This is a genomic window from Streptomyces sp. NPDC047917, from assembly GCF_043204345.1.
GTDB classification, from domain to species: Bacteria; Actinomycetota; Actinomycetes; order Streptomycetales; family Streptomycetaceae; genus Streptomyces; species Streptomyces sanglieri.
Map to the genome: position 1 here is coordinate 168,455 of NZ_JBIDCA010000011.1, position 22,383 is coordinate 190,837.

The 22,383-nt window shown below is 70.7% G+C and carries 18 protein-coding genes; 8 read left to right on the forward strand and 10 right to left on the reverse strand.

Annotated features, from left to right (window positions below; genetic code table 11):
- Position 1: 1 nt before the first annotated feature.
- Entirely contained in the window at positions 2 to 2,134 is a 2,133-nt protein-coding gene (locus ACGF8B_RS26725; protein ID WP_392743320.1) for a tetratricopeptide repeat protein, read from the reverse strand.
- A 305-nt stretch (positions 2,135 to 2,439) separates the two neighbouring features.
- Between ACGF8B_RS26725 and ACGF8B_RS26730 the strand changes: the two genes are divergently transcribed.
- Positions 2,440 to 4,272 carry an AAA family ATPase gene (locus ACGF8B_RS26730; protein WP_392743322.1) on the forward strand — a complete coding sequence of 611 codons (1,833 nt, stop codon included), beginning with the start codon at positions 2,440 to 2,442 and terminating at the stop codon, positions 4,270 to 4,272.
- A gap of 47 nt (positions 4,273 to 4,319) precedes the next feature.
- On the opposite strand, the gene ACGF8B_RS26735 is transcribed toward ACGF8B_RS26730, so the two are convergent.
- Entirely contained in the window at positions 4,320 to 5,213 is an 894-nt protein-coding gene (locus ACGF8B_RS26735) for a maleylpyruvate isomerase family mycothiol-dependent enzyme (protein ID WP_392743325.1), read from the reverse strand.
- Between the two features lie 313 nt (positions 5,214 to 5,526).
- On the opposite strand from ACGF8B_RS26735, the gene sph reads away from it, so the two are divergent.
- The 5 genes from sph to ACGF8B_RS26760 all read left to right on the forward strand — a co-directional run bounded on the left by sph (position 5,527) and on the right by ACGF8B_RS26760 (position 10,766).
- On the forward strand, positions 5,527 to 6,504 hold the full coding sequence (gene sph / locus ACGF8B_RS26740; RefSeq protein ID WP_392743328.1) for a sphingomyelin phosphodiesterase: 978 nt from the start codon (positions 5,527 to 5,529) through the stop codon (positions 6,502 to 6,504).
- Positions 6,505 to 6,663: 159 nt separating this feature from the next.
- Complete coding sequence (locus tag ACGF8B_RS26745; RefSeq protein ID WP_392743832.1) at positions 6,664 to 7,374, forward strand: response regulator transcription factor; 711 nt, start codon at positions 6,664 to 6,666, stop codon at positions 7,372 to 7,374.
- Positions 7,364 to 9,400 (forward strand): sensor histidine kinase, encoded by a 2,037-nt coding sequence (locus ACGF8B_RS26750; protein ID WP_392743331.1) that lies wholly within the window; start codon positions 7,364 to 7,366, stop codon positions 9,398 to 9,400. Before ACGF8B_RS26745 ends, ACGF8B_RS26750 begins: the two co-directional genes overlap by 11 nt.
- Positions 9,401 to 9,525: 125 nt before the next feature.
- Positions 9,526 to 9,954, forward strand: a complete 429-nt coding sequence (locus ACGF8B_RS26755; RefSeq protein WP_392743333.1) for a hypothetical protein — start codon at positions 9,526 to 9,528, stop codon at positions 9,952 to 9,954.
- A gap of 134 nt (positions 9,955 to 10,088) precedes the next feature.
- On the forward strand, positions 10,089 to 10,766 hold the full coding sequence (locus ACGF8B_RS26760) for a class F sortase (protein ID WP_392743336.1): 678 nt from the start codon (positions 10,089 to 10,091) through the stop codon (positions 10,764 to 10,766).
- 169 nt (positions 10,767 to 10,935) lie between these two features.
- Here the strand turns inward: ACGF8B_RS26760 and ACGF8B_RS26765 are convergent, their stop codons facing one another.
- From ACGF8B_RS26765 to ACGF8B_RS26800, 8 genes are all read right to left on the reverse strand, one after another.
- Entirely contained in the window at positions 10,936 to 11,775 is an 840-nt protein-coding gene (locus ACGF8B_RS26765) for a RimK family alpha-L-glutamate ligase (RefSeq protein ID WP_392743339.1), read from the reverse strand.
- A complete protein-coding gene (locus ACGF8B_RS26770) occupies positions 11,772 to 12,731 on the reverse strand; it encodes a RimK family alpha-L-glutamate ligase (protein ID WP_392743341.1) in 960 nt (319 codons plus the stop codon). The genes ACGF8B_RS26765 and ACGF8B_RS26770 overlap by 4 nt, the downstream gene beginning before the upstream one ends.
- Before the next feature lie 268 nt (positions 12,732 to 12,999).
- Positions 13,000 to 13,554, reverse strand: coding sequence for a hypothetical protein (locus tag ACGF8B_RS26775; protein ID WP_392743835.1), 555 nt, complete (start codon positions 13,552 to 13,554; stop codon positions 13,000 to 13,002).
- Between the two features lie 68 nt (positions 13,555 to 13,622).
- Positions 13,623 to 14,012: a D-ribose pyranase gene (rbsD, locus tag ACGF8B_RS26780; protein ID WP_392743344.1), complete on the reverse strand. Its 390-nt coding sequence runs from the start codon at positions 14,010 to 14,012 to the stop codon at positions 13,623 to 13,625.
- On the reverse strand, positions 14,009 to 14,947 hold the full coding sequence (locus tag ACGF8B_RS26785) for a ribokinase (RefSeq protein WP_392743347.1): 939 nt from the start codon (positions 14,945 to 14,947) through the stop codon (positions 14,009 to 14,011). The genes rbsD and ACGF8B_RS26785 overlap by 4 nt, the downstream gene beginning before the upstream one ends.
- Before the next feature lie 44 nt (positions 14,948 to 14,991).
- Positions 14,992 to 16,962: a substrate-binding domain-containing protein gene (locus ACGF8B_RS26790; RefSeq protein WP_392743349.1), complete on the reverse strand. Its 1,971-nt coding sequence runs from the start codon at positions 16,960 to 16,962 to the stop codon at positions 14,992 to 14,994.
- Positions 16,952 to 18,514: a sugar ABC transporter ATP-binding protein gene (locus tag ACGF8B_RS26795; protein WP_392743352.1), complete on the reverse strand. Its 1,563-nt coding sequence runs from the start codon at positions 18,512 to 18,514 to the stop codon at positions 16,952 to 16,954. The genes ACGF8B_RS26790 and ACGF8B_RS26795 overlap by 11 nt, the downstream gene beginning before the upstream one ends.
- Positions 18,511 to 19,527, reverse strand: a complete 1,017-nt coding sequence (locus ACGF8B_RS26800) for a LacI family DNA-binding transcriptional regulator (protein WP_392743355.1) — start codon at positions 19,525 to 19,527, stop codon at positions 18,511 to 18,513. Before ACGF8B_RS26800 ends, ACGF8B_RS26795 begins: the two co-directional genes overlap by 4 nt.
- Before the next feature lie 440 nt (positions 19,528 to 19,967).
- Between ACGF8B_RS26800 and ACGF8B_RS26805 the strand changes: the two genes are divergently transcribed.
- Both ACGF8B_RS26805 and ACGF8B_RS26810 read left to right on the forward strand, forming a co-directional pair.
- Positions 19,968 to 20,438, forward strand: a complete 471-nt coding sequence (locus tag ACGF8B_RS26805) for a MerR family transcriptional regulator (protein WP_392743358.1) — start codon at positions 19,968 to 19,970, stop codon at positions 20,436 to 20,438.
- Positions 20,439 to 20,826: 388 nt separating this feature from the next.
- Positions 20,827 to 22,368 carry a SulP family inorganic anion transporter gene (locus ACGF8B_RS26810; protein WP_392743360.1) on the forward strand — a complete coding sequence of 514 codons (1,542 nt, stop codon included), beginning with the start codon at positions 20,827 to 20,829 and terminating at the stop codon, positions 22,366 to 22,368.
- Positions 22,369 to 22,383 lie beyond the last annotated feature (15 nt).

A 22,383-nucleotide genomic window follows, 5' to 3' on the forward strand; every position in this document is an offset into this window, starting at 1 on the left:
TTCACTCGATAATGCAGGTCTCTCGCATGTGCCGCAGGTACAGCAACTCGTATTCCGCATTCTGCTCGTCGAGCTTCGTGATCGCCTTCTCGATCAGAGGCAGCGCTGCACCGGTGTTCTCTTCATCCAGCCAGATCTCGGCCAGACCTGTGAGCGCTCGCGCCGTGTTGTACGCATCGCCGCTCAACGCGAGGTCCCACCACGCTGTCTCCAGCTTCTCCCGGGCCTCCTCCCACCACCCGAGACCGCGCAGCGCCCTTCCTCGATTACGCTCCAGCAGGGCCCGGGCGCGCGGCAGGTCGGCGATGCCCTCGTCCCCCTCACCCATGGTGTCCAGGATGTCGCCCGCTTCCTCGAAGCACTCGTACGCCTCCGCGTAGTGCCACTGGCTCAGCCTCAGCAGCCCCAAGAACTCGACGGCCGAGGCGTGGCCCCGCTTGTGACCCGTCGCCGCCTCGGCCCGTGCCGCTGCCCGAGCCTCCGTCTCCGCCTCCTCCCAGCGCTTCAGCTCGGTGAGGGTGTGAGCGAGCTGTGCATGCAGCGCTCCAGCGTCGGGGCTCATGGGGAACTCCTCGTCGGCTTGGCGCACTCCGATGCGAAGCGCCGGCAGCAGCATCTCGTGATGGCCCGCCTTGAGCTGGAGCGGCCACAGCGCACGGCACAGGCGAATGACGGTTTTCGGGGCCTTGGACTCCAGCGCAAGGCGCACCGCCTCGACCAGATTGCCCGCCTCCGCGAGCAGCGCGTCGCAGGCGGCTTCCTGGTCTTCGTACCGCTGCCCGGCACGATCATCGACGGGCACCGGGACCCTCCAACTTTCCGGATGCGCCTGGTGGGCATCCGATTCAGCTACATCGACATAGTTGCTCAGGGTGTGCGCAAGAGCGGCCGAACACACCTCGGTCCCCTCTTCTCGAATCGCTGCTGCCTCGGCGTGCACGCGAACTCCGTGGCGGTAGTGGTATCGGGCGTTTCCCGTTTCGGCCACGCTGCGCTCCAAGAGCATCCGGTCGGCAAGGTCCTCCAGGATTTCCGCCGTGTCATCGAGGTCCTGGCCCGTGGTGCGTGAGGCGGCAAGGGCGTCGAAGGCGGGCCAGGCTCGGAGCGCCATCAGCCGATACAGCCTGGCGGATTCCGGTGGCAGAAGCCGGTAGTTGTCCTCGGCGACTCTCCATACCGCGTCGCCGTCCGCCTCGGCACAGCGTTGCGGAAGAGTGGGCGCGGAGAGCTGGCTCGCCGAGGCGCGCAGGGCGTACGGTGAACCGCTGCAGCGCTGGAGCAGCAAGGGAAGCTTGGCTCGGGCGGCGGCGACCGTGAACTTACCAGTGATGCCGGCGAGCAGCCGCACCGCGCTCCAGTCCGAGAGCGGGCAAACGGGCACCCGCACGGCGTCGATGCCGGGGAGGGGTTCCCTGGCGGCCAGAATCGTGAACACCCCTGGGGCCGAGGTGAGGAACGGCTCCGCCTCGCCAGCGGAGCACACGTGGTCAAGGACGACCAGGAGTCTCCGGTCCGCCACACAATCGCGGTAGAAATCACCGAGCTCGTCGGTTCGGGGCGGCATCTCCTCATTTGGCACGCCCAGTTGACGCAGCAGCTCCCGCAGCACGGTTCCGACGTCGCGGGCGCCACCACCGTCTCCAAGGCTCGCGTAGATCCGCCCGTCCGGGAAGAGGTCGGTCCGCTGTGCTCCGAATTGCACGGCGAGCGTACGGGAGCCCATTCCATCCGGGCCGTGCACCAGCGCACGCCGGGGCCGACCGTCCGGGCGGCGGGACGCCTCGCGCTGAAGACACTTCATCGCCTTCTTGCGACCGGTGAAAATCCTTACAGAGGCGGGGAAGCCCGACCTTCCTGACCGGACCGGAGCAGCGGTAGGGACGCAGTGCACCCGTGCCGCGAACTTGATCCAATATGCAGTGAGTTGCGGATTGGTGCGAACCTGATTGTGGATCATGCGGGCCACGCGTTCCCGCTCCTCCTGCGTCATGGGAGCGGGGATCTCACGGCCGACGATTTTCCTCACAGCCACACCGGTGGACTCCCAGTCCCCTTTGCCGGCCGCGTTGGCTGTCCTTGAGCTGACCGCACCGAGTACCGCCGAAATCGCCGTCACCGAAGTGGGATCCAGCATGTTGCACCCTCCTCGCTCCGGATATTCCGCGCGGTGCCTCTCTCTGGCATCAACGCCGGCAGCGTGCGGAGCAACATTAGCGCCAAACTGGGCAAATTACCCTGAACATCGCGATAATCGTGCCTACCGACGGTGGTCGGCCGTTCCTCAGCCCTGAAGACGGTCTCCCAACTGAACTCGACCTAGTCCAGCGCCATCACCGCACGCCACACCGTGTTGGATATCCTGGCGGTTGTTCCAGGTCGTCACGGCGAGCCCCGTCGGCCGCAGGCGCGCGGGCCGGGGGCCCGTCGAGGGGAGTAACTGTGCAGGGAGCCGCACACCGGGGTTCGCCCAGGAAGGCCGAGCAGGCCTGGCAGCAGGCGGTGGCGCTGCTGAACCAGGGCAATGAGGCGGCCGCCGCGGAACGGTTCTCGTTCGCCGCCGAGCAGGACCCCCTGGCCGCCGATGTCTGGCTGGGGCTGCATGCGACCGGGCAGCGCCAGAAGGAGGCGCTGGACGGGATGGTCCGGTCCTCCGGCTCCTTCGGCGCGCTGCGTTCGAAGTTCGGGATGCCGCTGCGCTCCCGGTTCCAGCTCGGCCACTACGTCACCTTCCGGCTGGAGAACGCCCGTGACCTCTGGGTCGCGGCGATGACCTCGCTACTGGACACCGGAAAGCTCGACGAGGCCTGGGCCGGGCTCTCCACGGCTCAACTGGACTGCGACGAGACCCGGTTCGTCTGTACGCGGTACGCCTTCCTCAAGGAGGACTGGGCCCTCGTGCTCCGGTTCGCCCCGGGGATCCGTGACGCCTTCCTGCACGACGAGGCACAGCTGTACGTGGGGGCGGCGCTGTTCGCGCAGGGAGTCTGCCACGAGGCGCTGAACGTACTGGCGGAGCTGCCGAAGAAGCTGGAGTCGGGGAGCCGGTTCGACGCGGAGGTCAAGTACTTCATGGGCCGGTCCCTGGAGTCGCTGGGCCGGCCCGAGGAGGCGCTGAGGCGGTACCAGTACGCGTTCCGGTGTGCGCCGGGCCTCTTCGACGTGGACGTGCGGGCGCAGGCGCGTTCCTCGGCTCCGACCGCGTCGTCCGTGGCCGGGGAGCCCTCCGCGCCCTCCCCGTCCCCCTCCTCCCCGTCCGCTTCGCCGCCCCCGGCGGCACCGCCGCCGCCCCGTACCCCGGCGCCCGCCCCCGTCCCCCCTGCCTCGGCCGCTCCGGGCACGGGGCAGGGCTCCGGGCCGGCGGAGCCGGACGGTGCGGACGGGCTGTCGCGCGAGGAGATGGCCCGTCTGCTCGCGGAGGCCCGGCAGGCGCTGGACGGCATGATCGGTCTGGAACCCGTGAAGCGGCAGGTGCTCACACTGATCGCGCAGCTGCGCATGGCGGCGCTCCGGGAGGAGCAGGGCCTGCCCAGCGGCGCCCGGCCCCGGCACTTCGTCTTCGCGGGCCCTCCCGGTACCGGCAAGACGACCGTCGCCCGCATCATCGGCAAGGTCTTCGCCGGGCTGGGGCTGCTGAGTTCCGGCCATGTCATCGAGGCCCAGCGTGTCGACCTCGTTGGGCAGCACCTCGGATCCACCGCCATCAAGACCAGCAAGGTCATCGACTCCGCGATGAACGGCGTGCTGTTCATCGACGAGGCGTACGCCCTGTCCAACAGCGGGTACAGCGGTGGCGACGCGTTCGGTGACGAGGCGCTCCAGGTGCTCCTGAAGCGGGCCGAGGACGACCGGGACCGGCTCGTGGTCGTACTCGCCGGGTACCGCGAGGAGATGACCGGTCTGCTCGCCGCCAACCCGGGGCTGGTGTCCCGGTTCAACACCCGGGTCGACTTCCCCTCCTACTCCGCGCAGGAACTGCTGCTGATCGCCCGGTCCGTCCTGGGCGATCAGGGCGACGTGCCCGACGCGGCGGCCGCCACCGCGCTCGGTGACCTCTTCGCCGCCGCCGTGGACGGCGGCATGGCCGACACCCTGGGCAATGCCCGCTTCGCGCGTGAGCTGTGCCAGAAGGCCGCCGCGCAGCGGGACCTGCGGCTGTACGCCGAGCACTCGGGCGGTTCGACGCCGACCCGCGAGGAGATCACCACCGTGCTCGCCCAGGACGTGACGGCGGCCCACCAGGAGCTCATGGAGTCCCACGGGAACCCGGCGTAGGGGCCGGGACACCCCGGGGCGTGGGCACGGGGCTCAGGACTCAGGACTCAGGGTGCCTTGAACAGCCCCGGGAATCGGAGTGCGAGCCAGGGCCTGCGGCCCCGGGCGAACACCCGGCCCCGGGCCATGGCGCCGTTCGGGCCGATGCGGCCGAGCGCCATCAGGAAGAAGGTGACCGGCTCGATGTGGATGGTGCAGTCCGGGCGGGCCGGCGGCCGGGGGGTGACGGTCACGGCGCCGTCGGTGAAGGTGACACCGAATCGGGCGCCGCCCCACAGACGGATCGTGTAACTGGCGGTGAGCCGGGCGGTGGCGGCGGCATCGGTGACCCTGGGCATCGCCGTGATCAGGAACGGCAGGGACAGGTCGACGCGCGTGCGGTCGATCATGTGGGGGCGCCCCAGCGCACGGGCGAGGTCGTAGCCGTGGCCGAGCATGTGCGTCAGCAGGTACGACCCCAGCACCTCCTGGCTCATCGGCCCCAGCGGCGTGGCCACGGTCCCGGTCGTCCCACCGGACCCGCCGCCGGTGCCGTCCCCCGTTCCGTCGCCCGCCCCGCGACCGGTCCCGATGCTGTCCGTCGAGCGCCGTTCGCAGGCCGTGAGGTACGCGTCGGTGTGTCTCACGATCAGCTCCGCCAGCGGCCCGGCTCCCCGCTCGCCGAACTCCGCGAGCCCCCGCTCATTGGCCGCGGCCAGGCTCTGCGGCGTTCCGTCCCCGTAGCGGCGTTCCCGGCCGGCCGCGATGTCGGCCATCAGCTCGTTGGCCTGTGCCAGGTGCGCCGCGGCCTCTCCCACGGTCCACTCCGACCGGGGCACCGGAACGCTCGTGTCCGCGGCCCCGCGCAACACCGCCGCGATGTCCTCCGCGGTGGCCCGCAGGGCATCGCCGAGCCCCTCGGGCAATGTGCCCCGTGCGTCGCGTCCGGTCGCTGATTCCACGCTTCTCCCCGCTTCTGCCGAGCCTGCCCGCCCGGTTGTGAACAGCCCGCCCGCAGGCCGCGTCCCTGGGTGCCCCACGGCGCCCGTGGTACAGAAGACCAGGTGGCAGGAGCTGCCACAAGTGCCCCAACGCCACGGCCCCGATCGGTTTCCGCCGCCGTACGGAGCCGGTCGAGCCGGCGCGGTCGCGTCGCGGCGCTCATTCGTACGGTTGCGGCAAGTCTGCCGGCATCCGATGTCTACCCACGGGTAACTCCCCCTGCTTTGATGGGCGGCACCACCTTCCGCCCCTCCCCCCACACGAGGAGATCCTGTGCCGAATCACGCGATCCGTCGTATCTCCGGCGCGACTCTGGCCGGTGCGCTCGCCGCGGCGACGCTGGCCGCCAACGCGCCGCAGGCGTCGGCGGCCGAGACTCCGTCGCTGCGCGTCCTCACGTACAACACGTTCATCTTCAGCAAGACGCTCTACCCGAACTGGGGCCAGGACCACCGCGCCGCGGAGATACCGAAGACCTCGTTCTTCCAGGGCAATGACGTCGTCGTGCTCCAGGAGGCGTTCGACAATTCCGCGTCCGACGCCCTGCTGCGCAACGCGTCCGCCCAGTACCCGTACCAGACCCCCGTGGTGGGCCGGAGCAGGAGCGGCTGGGACGCCACCGGCGGGGCGTACTCGGCGGTGACTCCGGAGGACGGGGGCGTCACGGTGCTGAGCAAGTGGCCCATCGTCCGCAAGGAGCAGCACATCTACAAGGACGCCTGCGGCAGCGACAGCTGGTCCAACAAGGGATTCGCGTACGCCGAGCTCGATGTGCGCGGTGCGAGGGTCCATGTCGTGGGTACTCACACGCAGTCGACGGACTCCGGGTGCAAGGCGGGTGAGGCGGCGGCGAAGCGCAGTCTGCAGTTCAAGCAGATCGACGCCTTCCTCGACGCCAAGAACATTCCGGCATCCGAACAGGTCGTCGTGGCAGGGGACTTCAACGTCGACTCGCGCTCCAGCGAGTACGCCTCGATGATCGCCGACGCGGATCTGACCGCCGCCACCCGCACCGGGCACCCGTACTCCTTCGACACCCGGGACAACTCGATCGCCGCCGACCGCTACCCCGACGACCCCCGCGAGGACCTCGACCACGTGCTGCACCGCGTCGGGCACGCGCAGCCGTCCGGGTGGACGAACGAGGTGGTCAAGGAGCAGAGCGCGCCCTGGACGGTGTCGAGTTGGGGCACCGGCTACACGTACACGAACCTCTCCGACCACTACCCGGTGGTCGCCTCGGCCCAGTAGCACCCCGGAGCGGGCGGAGAGCCGGCCGTGGGTGCGGGGCGTCCGCACCTGCGGCGATCCGGCCGGTGCAAGCGACATCAGCTGGACCACCGGCACGATCCGGCGCCATGAATGGTCTCTTCGTGGTCATCTACGATCGTTCGCGTGTGCGCAAATGTCATGGTCGCCGAAGACGACGAGAAACAGGCCGAACTCGTACGCCGCTACCTCGAACACGAGGGCCACGCGGTCACGGTCGTCGGTGACGGGCTCGCGGCGCTCGCCGAGGTCCGGCACCGGGAGCCCGATCTGCTGGTGCTCGACGTGATGATGCCGCGGGCCGACGGCCTGGACGTGGTTCGTGTGCTGCGCGCCGAGCACCGGGAGCTTCCGGTGCTGATGCTGACGGCCCGCAGCACCGAGGACGATCTGCTGCTGGGGCTGGATCTCGGCGCGGACGACTACATGACGAAGCCGTACAGCCCACGTGAGCTGATGGCCCGGGTACGGACCCTGTTGCGGCGAAGCCGGCGGGGCGCGGAGAGCACCGCGTCCGCCGCGGACCAGACGCTGAGGTGTGGTGCGCTGGTCGTCGACCCGGACCGGCACGAGGTGTCCGTGGAGGGCCTGCCGGTGGATTGCACTCCCGGTGAGTTCCGGATCCTCGCCGCCATGGCGACCGAACCGGAGCGGGTCTTCAGCCGGCAGCGGCTCCTGGAGGAGCTGCACGGCTTCGACCGCTACATCAGCTTCCGCACGGTCGATGTGCACATCATGAACCTGCGCAAGAAGATCGAACCCGCACCACGTCGGCCGATCCGGCTGCTCACCGTCTTCGGTGTCGGCTACAAGCTGACGGACCCGGCGAAGAACGCTCCGCGTGCGTCGTGACCGGCGGCGGAACCGGCCGCCGCTCCGCAAGAGCCTGTTCGGCCGTCTGCTGACGGTGTCCGTGCTGGTGGCGGCCTGTTCGGTGGCGGCCACGGCCTGGCTGGCCGTACAGACCACCTCCGGTGCCATCAAGCAGGAGCAGGGCCAGAACCTGACCGCCGACGCCCGGATCTACAACACCCTGCTCGGTTACGCGGCCGGCCACCCCACCTGGGAGGGCGTCGACAGCACCGTGCACGACCTGGCGCGGCAGTCCGGACGGCGGATCGCGCTCACCACCGAGCAACGCCGTCCGCTCGCCGATTCCGCTTCCCGGCCGGCGCCGCCCGCGCTGCCGCCCCAGGCATCGGCGATCGTCGACCCGCTGTCCGTGGACACGGCCCTGTCCCGGACGGTCGACCGGTCCGGGGACGCGGCCGACCGGGTCGACCCGCGCGCGGTCGGCCCGTTCCGGTTGCCCGCCGCCGAACGCAAGGCGTTGCAGCATGCCGCCGACCGGAGCGCGGTGTGCCTGAGCCGGGTCGGAATCGCGGCGGACGTGGTCACGGGTCCGAGCGGGCGTCCGCGCATGCAGATCGTGGGCAACGACCCGGACCGTGTGCAGAACACCCGGTGCACGACCGACGAGCTGGACTCCCCGACCGCGACCGAGCAGAAGGCCCTGGACGCACTCAATCAGCTCGCCGACGCCTGCCTGAAACGTCAGGACCGTCCGGGCATACAGCTCAATCTGGACCTGTCCTGGGGCTACGTCTCCGTACCGCAGGCCGCCGTCAAGGCCCGCGCCGCGACTCCCACACCCGCGCCGCCGCCGAGCCTGCGCACCGACGAGGACGACCGTGCCACCGCCTCGTGCGTGGACACGGCCCGCCGGGAACAGCTCAGCTCCTACGTCGCCTCGCCCGCCCTGCTGTTCATCGGCGACGAGGACGGCACGACCGTGCCCGGTTTCGACCTCTCCCCCGCGAACACCGCGAAGATCGCGGGCGCGGCGGCGCTGGTCCTCGCGCTCACCGTCGGGGCCACGATGCTCGCCGGATCCCGGCTGGCACGACCGCTGCACGCGCTGACGGGCGCGGCCCAGCGGATGCGGGAAGGCGAGGACTCCGAGCCCGTGCTGGTCACGGGCGACAACGAGATCGGCCGGCTCGCCGCGGCGTTCAACGACATGGCCGGCCACCGCGCGCGCCTGGAGGCGCAGCGCAAGGACATGGTCAGCGACGTCGCCCATGAGCTGCGCACCCCGCTGAGCAATATCCGGGGCTGGCTGGAGGCGGCGCAGGACGGCCTCGCGGAGCCCGACCCGGCGTTCATCGCCTCGCTGCACACGGAGGCCGTGCAGTTGCAGCACATCATCGACGACCTCCAGGACCTCGCCGCGGCGGACGCCGGCGCCCTGCGTCTGCACCCGGAGCGGGTGCGCGTCGAGGACGTGCTGGCACAGGTCGCCGCGGCGCACCAGGCCGGGGCCGAGACCGCCGGGGTGGCACTCTCGGCGCCGCCCGCTGCGGACGGCGCGCCGTCCCCCGTGTTGTGGGCCGACCCGGTCCGGCTGCGCCAAGCCGTCGGCAACCTGGTCTCCAACGCCGTACGTCACACCCCGCGGGGCGGACGTGTGACGGTGCGCGTGTACGGCGCGGGGGCGGTGGACGAGGCCGCGGCCGGCCACGAGGTCGTGATCGAGGTCGCGGACACCGGCATCGGCATCTCGGCCGAGCACCTGCCGCATGTCTTCGACCGCTTCTGGCGTGCCGAGAAGTCACGCAACCGCCGTACCGGGGGCAGTGGGCTGGGTCTGGCGATCGTACGGAAACTCGTGGAGGCGCACGGGGGTTCGGTGAGTGCGGCGAGCGTCGAGGGGCAGGGTTCGGTGTTCACACTCCGCCTGCCCGCGAACGCGGCGGACGTACCCGGTCCGACGAGCGCCGTGGAGCCGACGAGCGCCGTGGGGCCGACGAGCGCCGCGGGCCCGGCGAGCACCGTGGGGTCGGCCGACGAGTCCGCGAGCACCGCCGACCGGGCCTGATGCGATGACCACAACGTCCTGACAGCTTCTTCATAACTTCGGGCCAGCCTGTCGGCATGCCTCGTGCCCCGGTGCGAACCGGCACCCGGGCACCGACGAGGCCGACCTGGAATGGAGCGATGTCCATGCCCCACCGACTGTCCCTGCGCACCGCTGTCCTCGCCGCTGTCGCGGCCGGCGCGGTGCTCGTACCGTCCGCCGCAGCCTTCGCCGACGCCACGCCCTCGCCTTCGGCGCCGTCCGTGAAGAGGTCCGCGGCAGCCCGCGCGGAGGGCGGCGCCACCGCCGAACCCAAGAGGGGTGCACAGCCGTCGGCGGCGCCCCGTGGCGGTGTCGCCGCGGGCGACAGCCCGGCACCGGCCAAGGCCGAGCCCACGGTCAAGCGTCCGGGGGCCGCCGCTCCGCGTGGCGGCGTGGCCGCCGGTGAGCGACCGACCGGAACGTCCGGTGATCAGACCACCGTTCTGGCCGGATCGGCCGCGGCGGCCCTGCTGGTCGCCGGCGCGGGAACGATCGTGCTGCGCCGCCGCTCCGCCGCGCAGCGCAACGGCTGACCGGCCGGCAGCAACCTCGCCGAGTCGGCTGACTCCGCGGGCCGGTCGACGCCCGTGAGCAGTTGACGCCCCCTCGTGGCGCCGCCCTTCCCGGGCGGCGCCACTGCCGATTCCCGCCCACACCTGGAGCCCTCATGTTCCGCACCTCGCCCTCGCTCCGACGCGCCGCGCTGCCGCTGCTCGCCTGTCTCTTCCTCGCCGGCTGCTCCTCCGACGCCACGGACGGCCCGTCCGCCACCGCACCCGGCAGCAGCAGGACCGCCACGGTCGACGCTCCGGCACAGGCCGGCTCGACAGGGGCTGGCTCGACGAAGTCCGGTTCGACAGGGTCCGGTTCGGCGGAAGCCGGAAAGTCCGGGGATGCCCCGGCGGCCGCCCCCGTCCGCATCAGCATCCCGTCGCTCGGCATCGACAGCGAGCTGATGCGCCTCGGCCTCAACCAGGACGGCACCGTCGAGGTGCCTCCCGCCGAGAAGGGCATGACCGCCGGCTGGTACACCGGGGGCGCCGCTCCCGGCGAGCGCGGCGCGGCAGTCGTCATCGGACACAACAGCACCCGCTTCGGGAAGGCCGTCTTCCATGATCTGAAGAAGATCGCCGAGGGAGCGGACATCGCCGTCCGCAACGACCGCGGCGCGGAACTCCACTTCCGGGTCACCGCCACCGAGACAGTCAGCAAGAAGGCGTTCCCGACCGAGAAGGTCTACGGATCCACCGGCGCACGCACCCTGCGTCTCATCACCTGTGACGGCACTTTCGACGCCCAGGGCCACCCCGTGGACAACCTCATCGTGTACGCGAACCGGAGCTGAGGAATCCCCGCGCCGACCGCATCTCCGCGCGACCCGGTGGGCCGCGCGGCCCGTCGAGAACGAGGTGCCGGGCAACTGGCCGGACGCCGGGTCCGGTTCATGCCTTCCGAGGGCACCCGGGGGGACGGCCGGGCACGCCCGGCGAGTTGCTGGAGACGGCCGATGTGTCTCAGCCCTCCGGTGTGTGGGGGCCGGGCCGGGCTCGTCGCAGGGCCAGGGCCGCCAGCGCCTCGGGGGCGCCCTTCGGGCCTCGGATGCCCGGGAAGGCGTTGATGTCGACGACGACGGGCGCCCCCTCGCGGTCCAGCAGGTCGACACCGTAGACATCCAGGCCGAAGACCTCTCCCGTACGGAGGGCAAGCCGGGTCCAGTCCCGCGGCAGATCGCGCACCAGCGGCGCGGGCCGCGCGCCGCCCGGCGGCGCGCCCACGGCGGCGGGGCGTACCCCTGTGAACACCTCGCCCGCGATCACCCACAGTTTGTGGTCCCAGCCGCTGTTCGCGACGAACTCCTGCAGGACGACGGGCTCGTCGGACCACTCCGGCGACAGGCCCCTGAGCCCGTCCGGGCCGTCCACGCGGGCGACCAGGTCCGCACGTCTGCTGTGGCGGCTCTTGACCATGAGCGGATAGCCGTTCTGCGCCGGCTCCGCTCCGCCAAGGGCTCCGGACAGCGCGTCCAGGGTCCGTGTCCGGGGCATCGGCAGGCCGGCCTCCGCCGCCACTGCGGCGATCCGGCTCCTGTCCTGGCACAGCTCCGTCGCGGCAGCGGAGTTCACCACCCGGGCGCCGAGCGCTTCGAGAGAGCGTGCCAGCGCCAGCGCCCGGGGCGTGTGCGCCTTCAGGAGGTAGACATCGGCGAGTCCGTCCGGGGGCACCGGTCGCGACGGGGACGCGACTGCGCGATCCGGGTCCGAGAACGTCACCTGGTGCCCCGCCGCGACCAGTACGGCGGAGACCGCGGCGAGCAGCGGATGATCGGGTTTGTCGGTCAGCAGACACACCTTCATATCCGCGCGCCCTCGGGCACAGCCGCCACCATGTCCGCTTCGGTGCCGGGACCGAGTCCGACCACGAGATGCGGACGGGATCGCACCTGGGGGCCCTGCGCCGGCACGGGAACGCGCGGAGTGGCGGCGGGCGTTCCCGCCCGGTGGGCGCCGCCGGACCTGGCCAGTTCAAGGACGGCTCCGGCCAGCCGGGACGCGGCGTCCGGGACCTGACGGAAGCTCGGGAAGTCGTTGATGTCGACGATCACGGGGCCGTCCGGGCCGAGCACCACATCGATGCCGTACAGATCGAGTCCGAAGACCGCTCCCACCTTCGCCGCGGCCTCGGCCACCTCGGCGGGCAGCGGGACGGCCCTCTCGTCGACCGGCGCGTCCGGGTGGAGCGGGGAGCGGCGCACGGTCGCGTGGAACTCGCCCGCGAGGCAGTAGACCTTCAGGTCGGAGCCCGCATTGGCCACGTAGGGCTGTGCGATGAGCTGGCCCTCGTCCGGCTGCTCCGCCTCGGCCAGCTGCCCGGGTTCCGTCACGAGCCGTACCCCGCGCCCCGAGCTGCCGTCGGCGGGCTTGACCACCAGGGGGAAGAGCTCCGCGGGTACGTCCGCGAACAGCGAGGCCCTCGGTGCCGAATAGGTGACCGGAACCGGCAGTCCGTGCTGGCGCGCGATCACCGAGGTGAGGACCTTGTCACGCACCGCGCGGATGGACCGTGCGTCGTTCACCGTGGTCAGTCCCACCGCCGCCGCGGCCTCCAGCAGGGTGAGTCCGGGGCCGCCGGACACGGTCTTGAGTACCCAGGCGTCATGGGTTCCCGCCCGCACCTCCTCCGAGATCCGCAGGAGTGAGCCGCCGGGGCGCACCACGTCCACCTGGTGTCCCCACGCCTTCAGTTGCCGGACGACGTCGAGCGGCATGCCGTCATGCCGGTACAGCTCTTCGACGAGGAAGCAGAGCTTCATCCCAAAACCCCTCGGTGCCCCGGATGATGGGGGCACAACGATGCCTCGCGGTGCTCCTTCGAGCACCACCAAAAGGGCAACGCTACGTCACGCCCGCCCCAAAGCGACCTCGGCCGTGGGTTACTGATGGTCCGTTCATCATCCGCCGTAGGCCCGCGACGACCGCGGGGGCGGGAACTCCGCTTCCGGGGCACCGCCACCGGGACAGCGGGCAGGACGGCATTCGCGGCCGAGAAGGTCTCGTCCTTCTCCACGTGCCTGGACCGGCTCAGCCCCCAGGACGCCGGTCCAGGCCGGCCGCCCAAGCCGTCAGCGTGGCGAAGTCGTCCCCGGAAAGGCCGTGCCGGGGGTCGATGCGGTGCAGCAGTGCGAGACCGTCGTGGTGTTCGCGCACCCAGGTGCGGTCCGCCTCCGTGATCTCGTCGTCGACCCAGGCGAACGGCCGGCCCTGCGCCCACTCGACGATTTCCGGCGTCTTCCAGAACACACCGCCGTCCGGCACGGTCCGCGACGGGGACCAGGCGATGAAGGGCAGTTCGGGCAGTCCCAGGACCGGTGCGATGAATTCGTTGGCTTCCTCCTCCCACGTCGTCGCCCACACCAGGTCGAGAGGAAGCGCCTCCAGCGCCGGACCGTGCCTCGGATCGAGCCACACCCGGAGCGGTTTCACCGCCTTGTCCGGCGTCCCTCTCCCGATGAGCCGCCGCCGCTCGGCGGCCTTCCAGCGAGGCGTCAGGAACCGGTGCGTCTCATAGCCTTCGGGCCGCCGGTACGGCTTGGCGGCATACGGGTTCAGCGGCCCGTCCACATCCACCAACAGCACCGGTTCCACCGACCCGCCCGCCCCTCTTCTCGTGCACCGCACGATACCGCCCGGCCCATGCGGAGAGGTCAGAAGAAGACCCCGCACCTCAGGAGCACATTCGCGTACGGCCGCGCCTCTCCCGTCCGTACCACCAGCCGGGCACCGGCCGAGAGCAGCTTGAGCTCGTCGTGGGGTACGTGGGCGAGCCCGGTCAGGCGGTCGGTCAGGAGACGCGCGGTCTCCGGGTTGGCCTCCATGACCTCGTGTGCCGCTGTCGCGCCCTCCACGACGAGTTCGTCCAGCAGACCGTCGAGAACCTCGGCGAACGAGGGGACACCGGCGCGGAAGGCCAGGTCGACGACGCGGGGGCCGGCCGGGATGGGCATGCCCACGTCGCAGATCAGCACTCCGTCGCCGTGTCCCAGCTCGGCCAGGGCTCCGGCAAGGTGGCGGTTGAGGATTCCTGCCTTCTTCACGGGGCGGCGACTTCCGCTGCGGCCGGGACTTCGCCCGCCATGGGGAAGGACTCCTGCGCACCCCGCCGGGTGACGGCCGCCGCCCCCACTCTCACGGCGAACGCGGCGGCCTCCGTGAGCTCCTCCCCCAGGCCGAGCCGCCAGGCCAGGGCTGCCGTGAAGGCGTCGCCCGCCCCGGTCGTGTCCACGGCTTCGACCTCGGGGCTCGGAACGGGTACGACATCGCCGGTACGGCCGTCCGCGACGAGAGCTCCCGCCGCCCCCAGCGTGACCACGACCGATCGGGGGCCGAGACCGAGCAGTGCCCGCGCCCACTCCTGAGGCGTACTGCCCGCGGACTGGCCCAGCAAGCAGCGCGCCTCGTGCTCATTGACCACCAGGGGGTCGCAGGCACCCAGCACACGGTCGGGCAGGGGCGCGGGCGGAGAGGGGTTCAGCACCAGCCTGCTTCCGGGCGACATCGCCCCGGCCACCTCGGCAACCGTCTCCAGCGGGATCTCCAGCTGCACGGAGACGACCCGGGCGGCGCCGAAGAGCGCGCCGGCCGCCCGGATGTCCTTGGGGGTGAGCCGGGCGTTGGCCCCCGGCGACACCACGATGCTGTTGTCGCCCGAGGGATCCACGGTGATCAGCGCCACGCCGGTGGGGGCACCGCCCACGAGGACACCGGCGGTCTCGACGCCCGCCGCCCGCTGTGATTCCAGCAGCAGGCGGCCGTGCGCGTCGTCGCCCACCCGGGCCAGCAGGGCCGTGCGGGCACCGAGGCGGGCGGCGGCGACCGCCTGGTTCCCGCCCTTGCCGCCCGGGTGGACGGCCAGATCGGAGCCGAGCACGGTCTCACCGGCCGCTGGGCGGCGTTCGACTCCGACGACCAGGTCGGCGTTGGCGGAGCCCACGACCAGCAGGTCGTACCGGTCGTGATCGTTGACGTGCATTGTTCCTGCTTTCCGGGGTCGGACGCCGCGCGAGGGGACGCTGTTCAGGAGAAATCGGCGACGTTGCTCTTGGTGACGACCTTGACCGGCACCTTCACCATGCTGTCGACCTTCTTGCCCTCTGCCGCCCTCACCGCGTTCTGCACGGCGATCCGGCCGAGTTCCTTCGGCTGCTGGGCCACGGACGCGTACAGCGTGCCTGCTCCGACCGCCTTCAGACCGTCGGGAGTTCCGTCGAATCCGACGACGGACACCGACGTGCCCGCCCTGCTGCCGAGCGCCCTGACCGCGCCGAGCGCCATCTCGTCGTTCTCGGCGAAGACACCGGTGATCCCGGGGTGGGACTGGAGCAGGTTGGTCATGACGTCCAGGCCCTTCGTGCGGTCGAAGTCCGCCGGCTGCCTGGCGACGACCTTGATGCCCGGATACGCCTTGAGTCCTTCGGCGAATCCGGCGCCGCGCTCACGGCTGGCCGAGGTTCCGGCCGTCCCCTGCAGCACGATGATGCTGCCCCTGCCCCCGAGCCGGTCGGCCAGTGCCTTGGCGGCGAGCCTGCCACCTGCCACGTTGTCGGATGCCACGAGTGTGGCGGTCCGTGCCTTGTTGACCCCTCGGTCGGCGGCGATCACCGGGATGTCCGCCTTGTTGGCGCCCCGGACGGCGGGGCCCGCCGCATCGGAGTCCACCGGGTTGACGATGATCGACTTCACTCCGGAACTCGTGAAGTTCTGGAGCTGGTTGGCCTGCTGCGAGGCGTCGTTCTGCGCATCGGTGACGGTGAGGTCGACCCCGGCCGTCCTGGCCTCGGCCTGTGCGCCCGCCTTCATCTGCACGAAGAAGGGGTTGTTGAGTGTGGAGAGCGACATGCCCACCTTGGTGTTGCCTCCGGAGGAGCCGGAGTTGAAGTAGGACACCCCGCCCACGACGACGGCCACGCACACTGCGGCGATGCCGAACTTCAGCGCTCCCGCTCCCTTGCGGCCCGATCCCGGCGACCCCGGAGCGGCAGAGGAACCGCCCGGGGCGGCGCCGGATCCGGCCTTGCGGCGGACCGTGTCCAGCAGCACGGCGAGGGCGATGACGACACCGATGACGACCTGCTGCCAGAAGGCGGACACGGAGAGGAGGTTCAGCCCGTTGCGCAGCACGGCGAGGATGAGCGCGCCGATCAGTGTGCCGGACGCCTTGCCGACACCGCCGGCGAGGCTGGCGCCGCCGATGACGACCGCGGCGATCGCGTCGAGTTCGTACCCCTGCGCGGCCTGCGGCTGCGCGGAGGTCAGCCGGGACGCGAGGACGATGCCCGCGACCGCGGCGAAGAGCCCGGACAGTGCGTAGATCGCCAGCTTCTGCCGCTTGACACGCAGCCCTGAGAGCCGGGCCGCCTCCTCGTTGCCGCCGATCGCGTACATCGAACGGCCGATGTAGGTACGGGCGAGGATCAGCGCCGCGATCAGACCCATCACGACCATCACGAGGACGGGGACGGGCAGCCAGCCACCGAGCGTGTCGCCGAGCGCGGAGACCGGGTCCGGGAAGTCGATCGGCTTCCCCTGGGAGATGACCAGGGACAGACCCCGCGCGATGGACAGCATCGCGAGCGTCGCGATGAACGGCGGCAGTTTGCCGTACGAGACGAGGGCCCCGTTGACGAAGCCGCAGGCGATGCCGGTGGCGACGGCGAGGACGACGGCCAGCCAGACCGGCAGCCCCTCCGAGGTGGCCGACCAGGCGAGGACCGTCGCGGAGAGCGCGGCCACCGAGCCGACGGACAGGTCGATGCCCGCCGACACGATGACGAAGGTGACGCCGAACGCGAGGATCGCGGTGACGGCGGCCTGTACACCGACGTTCAGCAGGTTCTGGGTGGTCAGGAAGTCGCCGGAGAGCAGCGACATCGCCACCAGGAGTACGACCAGGGCGCTCAGGGCGCCGTTTTCGAGCAGGAGCCGGCGGACCGTGCGCCCTGCGGCGCCGCTGGCGCCCGTATTGCTCTTGAGCGTGTCAGTGGCCACGGGGGCTCTCCTCTTCGTTCACGGTCGGATCCGCCGCCGTAGTCGTGGTGGGCGCTGTCGTGGGGGCCGCGCCGACGGCGAGAGCCATCACCGCGTCCTGGGTCGCTTCGTGGGCGGGGAGTTCTCCGGCGATCCGGCCCTGGGACATGACCAGCACCCGGTCGCTCATGCCGAGGACTTCGGGCAGGTCGCTGGAGATCATCAGAACCGCGTGGCCCGATGCGGTCAGCTCGTTGATGAGCTGATAGATCTCGACCTTGGCGCCGACGTCGATCCCACGGGTGGGTTCGTCGAGGATCAGCACGCCGGTGTCGGCGAGCAGCCACTTCCCGATGACGACCTTCTGCTGGTTGCCGCCGGAGAGCGTACGGACGTGCTGGCCGAGCCCCGCCATCCGTACGCCGAGCTGTTCGGCGATCCGGGCCGCGGCCGCGCGCTGTCCCTTGAGGTCCACGAGTCCGGACCGGCTGGCCGAACGCAGGGTGACCAGGCCCAGGTTCTCCTGGACCGAGGCGTCGAGCACCAGGCCTTGTCCCTTGCGGTCCTCGGGCACGAGGCCGATTCCGGCGCTCATCGCGGCGGTGACGTCGTGCTTGGCCAGCCGCTCGCCGCGTACGTCGACGGTGCCCCTGTCGTAGGGGTCGGCGCCGAAGACCGCGCGGGCGACCTCGGTGCGTCCCGCGCCGACGAGTCCGGCGAGACCGACCACCTCTCCGGCCCGTACCTCGAAGCTGATGTCGTGGAATACGCCGTTGCGGGTCAGACCGCGCACCGAGAGCAACGGGTCGCCGGTTTCCGGGCGTTCGCGGGGGTACTGCTGGTCGATGCTGCGTCCCACCATCAGCTGTACGAGTTCCGCCTCGGGCGTCGAGGCGGGGACCTGACCGATGGACCGGCCGTCGCGCAGCACGGTGACCCGGTCGCCGAGTGCCGCGATCTCTTCGAGGTGGTGGGTGATGAAGACGATTCCCACCCCGTCCTCGCGCAGTTGCCGCACGATCCGGAAGAGCTTGTCGACCTCTTCCGAGGTGAGGACGGCGGTCGGCTCGTCCATGATCAGCACCCGGGCGTCCAGGCTGAGCGCCTTGGCGATCTCCACCATCTGGAGCCGGGCGATGCCCAGTTCACGGACCCTGGCCTTCGGCGAGACGTGCAGACCGACCCGGTGCAGGAGCACCTCGGCGTCCGACTCCATACGGCGCCGGTCGATCATTCCGAAGCGGCGCGGCTGCCGGCCGAGGAAGATGTTCTCGGCCACCGTCAGATCGGGCACCAGGTTGAACTCCTGGTAGATCGTGGCGATGCCGAGCCGTTCGGCGTCCTGCGCGCCGTGGATGCGGACCTCGCGGCCCTTGGCGAAGATCCGTCCGCTGTCCGGTCGGTAGGCACCGGACAGCATCTTGATGAGTGTGCTCTTGCCCGCTCCGTTCTCACCGAGCAGGACATGCACCTCGCCGCCGCGCAGGTCGAAGTCCACGCTGTCCAGCGCGACCACGCCGGGGAAGGTCTTGCGTACGCCTTCGATGCGCAGCAACTCGTCCGGCCTGCTCACAGGTTGCTCCTCTGGTCCGAAGCGGGCTCGCCGCAGGAACGGCGTACGACGAGACGGGCGGGAAGGGTGACGGACTGCGGGGACCGGCCCTCGACCATGTCGACCAGCGCACGGACAGCGGCGCGGCCGAGTTCGCCGGTCGGCTGGGCGATCGCCGTGATCGGCGGGTCGGTGTGGACGAACCACGGGATGTCGTCGAAGGCGGCGAGCCCCATGTCCTGCGGAACGCGCAGGCCGGCCGCCCGGATGGCGTCCAGCGCGCCGAGTGCCATCAGGTTGTCGGCGGCGAATACGACCTCGGGCGGCTCGGGGAGCGCCAGGAAGCGTTCGGTGACGCGCCGGCCGCTGTCCGCCTGGAAGTCGCCCTGGCCGATGTAGGCCTCGGGCAGGTCGAGTTCGTACGCGCGCAGCGCCTCGCGGAAGGCCTCGACGCGTTCGTCGCCCGTGGTGGTGGCGGCGGGACCGGCGATGATGGCGAGTCTGCGGTGACCGAGTGCGTGCAGATGGGCGACCAGGTCCCGGATCGCGTGGCGGCCGTCGGCGCGTACGACGGGGACGTCGACGCCGGGCATCCAGCGGTCCACGAAGACCATCGGCGTACCGCCGCGCGACACCTCGGACATGAGCGGGGAGTCGCCGTCGGCGGGCGAGACGAGGAGCCCGTCGATCCTGCGGTCGAGGAGCGTGCGGACGTGATGGTCCTGAAGCTCCGGCCGTTCGTCCGCGTTGCCGATGATGACGCTGTAGCCGAGGGCCCGGGCCTCCTCCTCGACGAAGCGGGCCAGTTCGGTGAAGTACGGGTTGAGCACATCACTGATGACCAGGCCGAGGGTGCGCGTCTGATCGGTGCGCAGTGAGCGGGCGACGGCGTTGGGCCGGTAGCCGAGGGCGTCGACGGCGGCGCGGACCCGGGTCCGCGCGTCCGGGCTGACGGAGGGATGACTGTTGAGAACACGGGAGACCGTGGCGACAGAGACCCCTGCCTGAGCCGCGACATCCTTGATGCTCGTCATGTCCGGACCACCTCCTTGTGGTTTCCGTGATCCTCGAAACCAGTGGGCCGTAGCCGTGGAATCGATTACACGGAAGATTGGAAACGATTACACGGCCGGAAACAAGCCCCCACCCGCGGTCCGAGACCGGATCGTGACGAGCGACGAGCAGTGAGCGGCGAGCAGTCGGCGACGCCCGGCGAGTGGCGCGGGAGCCGGCGGAGGCGAGGCACGGACGCTCGGGAGCAGGGCGCGGCATCACATGCGGCATCCCGCATCGACGCGCGGGCCCGGCACACGGAATGCCGACCGGGAAGATTCCCGACCGGCACTCGACCGGTTTCCCGCTGCCGGTCCGGTCCGGTGGTTCTGAGCCCCGGCGCCACTCTCACCTGCGGCTACGCTGGTGCGGTTCGCGCGTGTGCAGGACGGCAGGGCGGTCGGAGAGGATCCAGGGCGGTATGGCGCAAGAGCGGCACATGCAGATCGGCGAGGTCGCAGAGCGGACAGGTCTGTCGTTGCGCACGATCCGGCACTACGAAGAGGTCGGACTCATCGTCCCCTCCGCCCGCAGCAAGGGCGGCTTCCGTCTCTACACAGAGGCCGACGTCAGTCGGCTCATGGTGATTCGGCGCATGAAGCCGCTGGATTTCTCCCTTGAGGAGATGCGTGACCTGCTGGAGATCACCGACCGGCTCGGCTCCCAGGACGATCCGCCCGCTCCCCCGGAGCGCGAGCGACTTCGTGAGCGTCTTGACGCGTACCGCAAGGTGACCGACGCGCGGTGCGAGACCCTGCGCGCACGACTGGCGATGGCCGAGGACTTTGCCGCCACGCTGCGCGACCGGATGAATGCGGATGCCGGGGCTCGAACGCCAAGTGAGCAGGCCGCTTCCGGAGGGTCTGCCACGGAGGCTCCGGCTCGCGATTGATGGATGCCGACGGGTCCGGACCGCGCGCGGGCGTGTCGCCGGGGCCACGGGCGACCGGCACTCATCTCTACCCTCACGTTAGGGTAGAGTGACTGATCGTGGAGGTCGGCTCCGTTCCGTCTCCGCTCTCATGGTGCGGGATCGCTCCGTGACCGTCAGCCGTGTCGGGGCCGACGATGCCCCCGGCGAGGACCGGTGCCTGCAGGAGAGAGCGTGCGCATGACCATGGTGCCCGGCGCCGACGTCTGCCCGCCGTGATCCGCCGCCGCTGAGCAGCGCCCGCGGCGCCCCGCCTACGCCTGCCCGCCTTTCTGACGTCAGTCCGCCGTACGCGGGCTTCGCGGACGGCCGCTCCGGCCCTCCCGCGCCTTCCTGCACGCCCGGGGTGATGCCAGGTGTGCCCGAGCACGACAGGTACTTGCTCTTGTCCACGTCCGCACCGTCCCCGGCCGCGCGACTGCGCGACCTGCGCCCCGACTGGCTGAACAACCCGAAGGTCTGGCGCACCGAGGTCCTCGCCGGCCTCGTCGTCGCTCTCGCGTTGATCCCCGAGGCGATCTCGTTCTCCATCATTGCCGGAGTCGACCCGGCGATCGGCCTGTTCGCCTCCTTCACGATGGCCGTGACCATCTCGATCGTCGGCGGACGCCGCGCAATGATCTCGGCTGCGACCGGAGCTGTCGCGCTCGTGATCGCGCCGCTGAACCGTGAGCACGGCTTCGGGTATCTCGTCGCCGCTGTGATCCTGGCCGGAGCCTTCCAGATCGTCCTCGGCGCGCTCGGCGTGGCGAAGCTGATGCGGTTCGTGCCGCGCAGTGTGATGGTCGGCTTCGTCAACTCCCTCGCGATCCTGATCTTCATGGCCCAGGTTCCGGAGATGCACGATGTGCCCTGGCCGGTCTACCCGCTCATCGTGGCGGGGCTCGCGCTCATGGTGTTCTTCCCGAAGGTCACCAAGGTGATTCCGGCCCCGCTCGTGTCGATCGTCGTCCTCACGGTCATCACGGTCGCTGCCGGGATCGCGGTTCCGACCGTCGGCGACAAGGGCGAACTGCCGTCCTCCCTGCCCGTTCCCGGCTTGCCCGATGTGCCGTTCACCCTGGACACCCTGACCACCGTCGCCCCCTACGCGCTCGCGATGGCACTGGTCGGCCTGATGGAGTCGCTGATGACGGCGAAGCTGGTCGACGACATCACCGACACCCGCTCCTCCAAGACCCGTGAGTCCATCGGCCAGGGCATCGCCAATATCGTCACCGGCCTCTTCGGCGGCATGGGCGGCTGCGCGATGATCGGCCAGACCATGATCAACGTGAAGGTGTCCGGCGCCCGCACCCGCCTCTCCACCTTCCTGGCGGGCGCGTTCCTGATGGTGCTGTGCATCGCCTTCGGCCCGGTCGTCTCCGACATTCCCATGGCCGCCCTGGTCGCCGTCATGGTGATGGTGTCGTTCGCGACCTTCGACCGGCACTCCATCGCTCCGAAGACCCTGAAGCGAATGCCTGCCGGCGAGATCGCCGTCATGGTCATCACCGTCGCGTGCGTGGTCGCCACCTCCAACCTCGCCATCGGTGTCGTCGTCGGATCCGTCACCGCCATGGTGATCTTCGCCAAGCGCGTGGCCCACCTCGCCGAAGTCACCGCGGTCACCGACCCCGACGGCACCACCGTGGTCTACTCCGTGACCGGAGAGCTGTTCTTCGCCTCCTCCAACGACCTCGTCGGCCGGTTCGACTACGCCACCGACCCCGACAAGGTCGTCATCGACCTGACCGCCGCCCACATCTGGGACGCCTCCTCCGTCGCCACGCTGGACGCCATCGAGACCAAGTACGCCCAGCGCGGCAAGAGAGTCGAGATCACCGGCCTGAACAAGCAGAGCGCCCGGATCCACGAAAGGCTCAGCGGCGAACTCACCGGCGGCCACTAGACGCACGGACGGCCT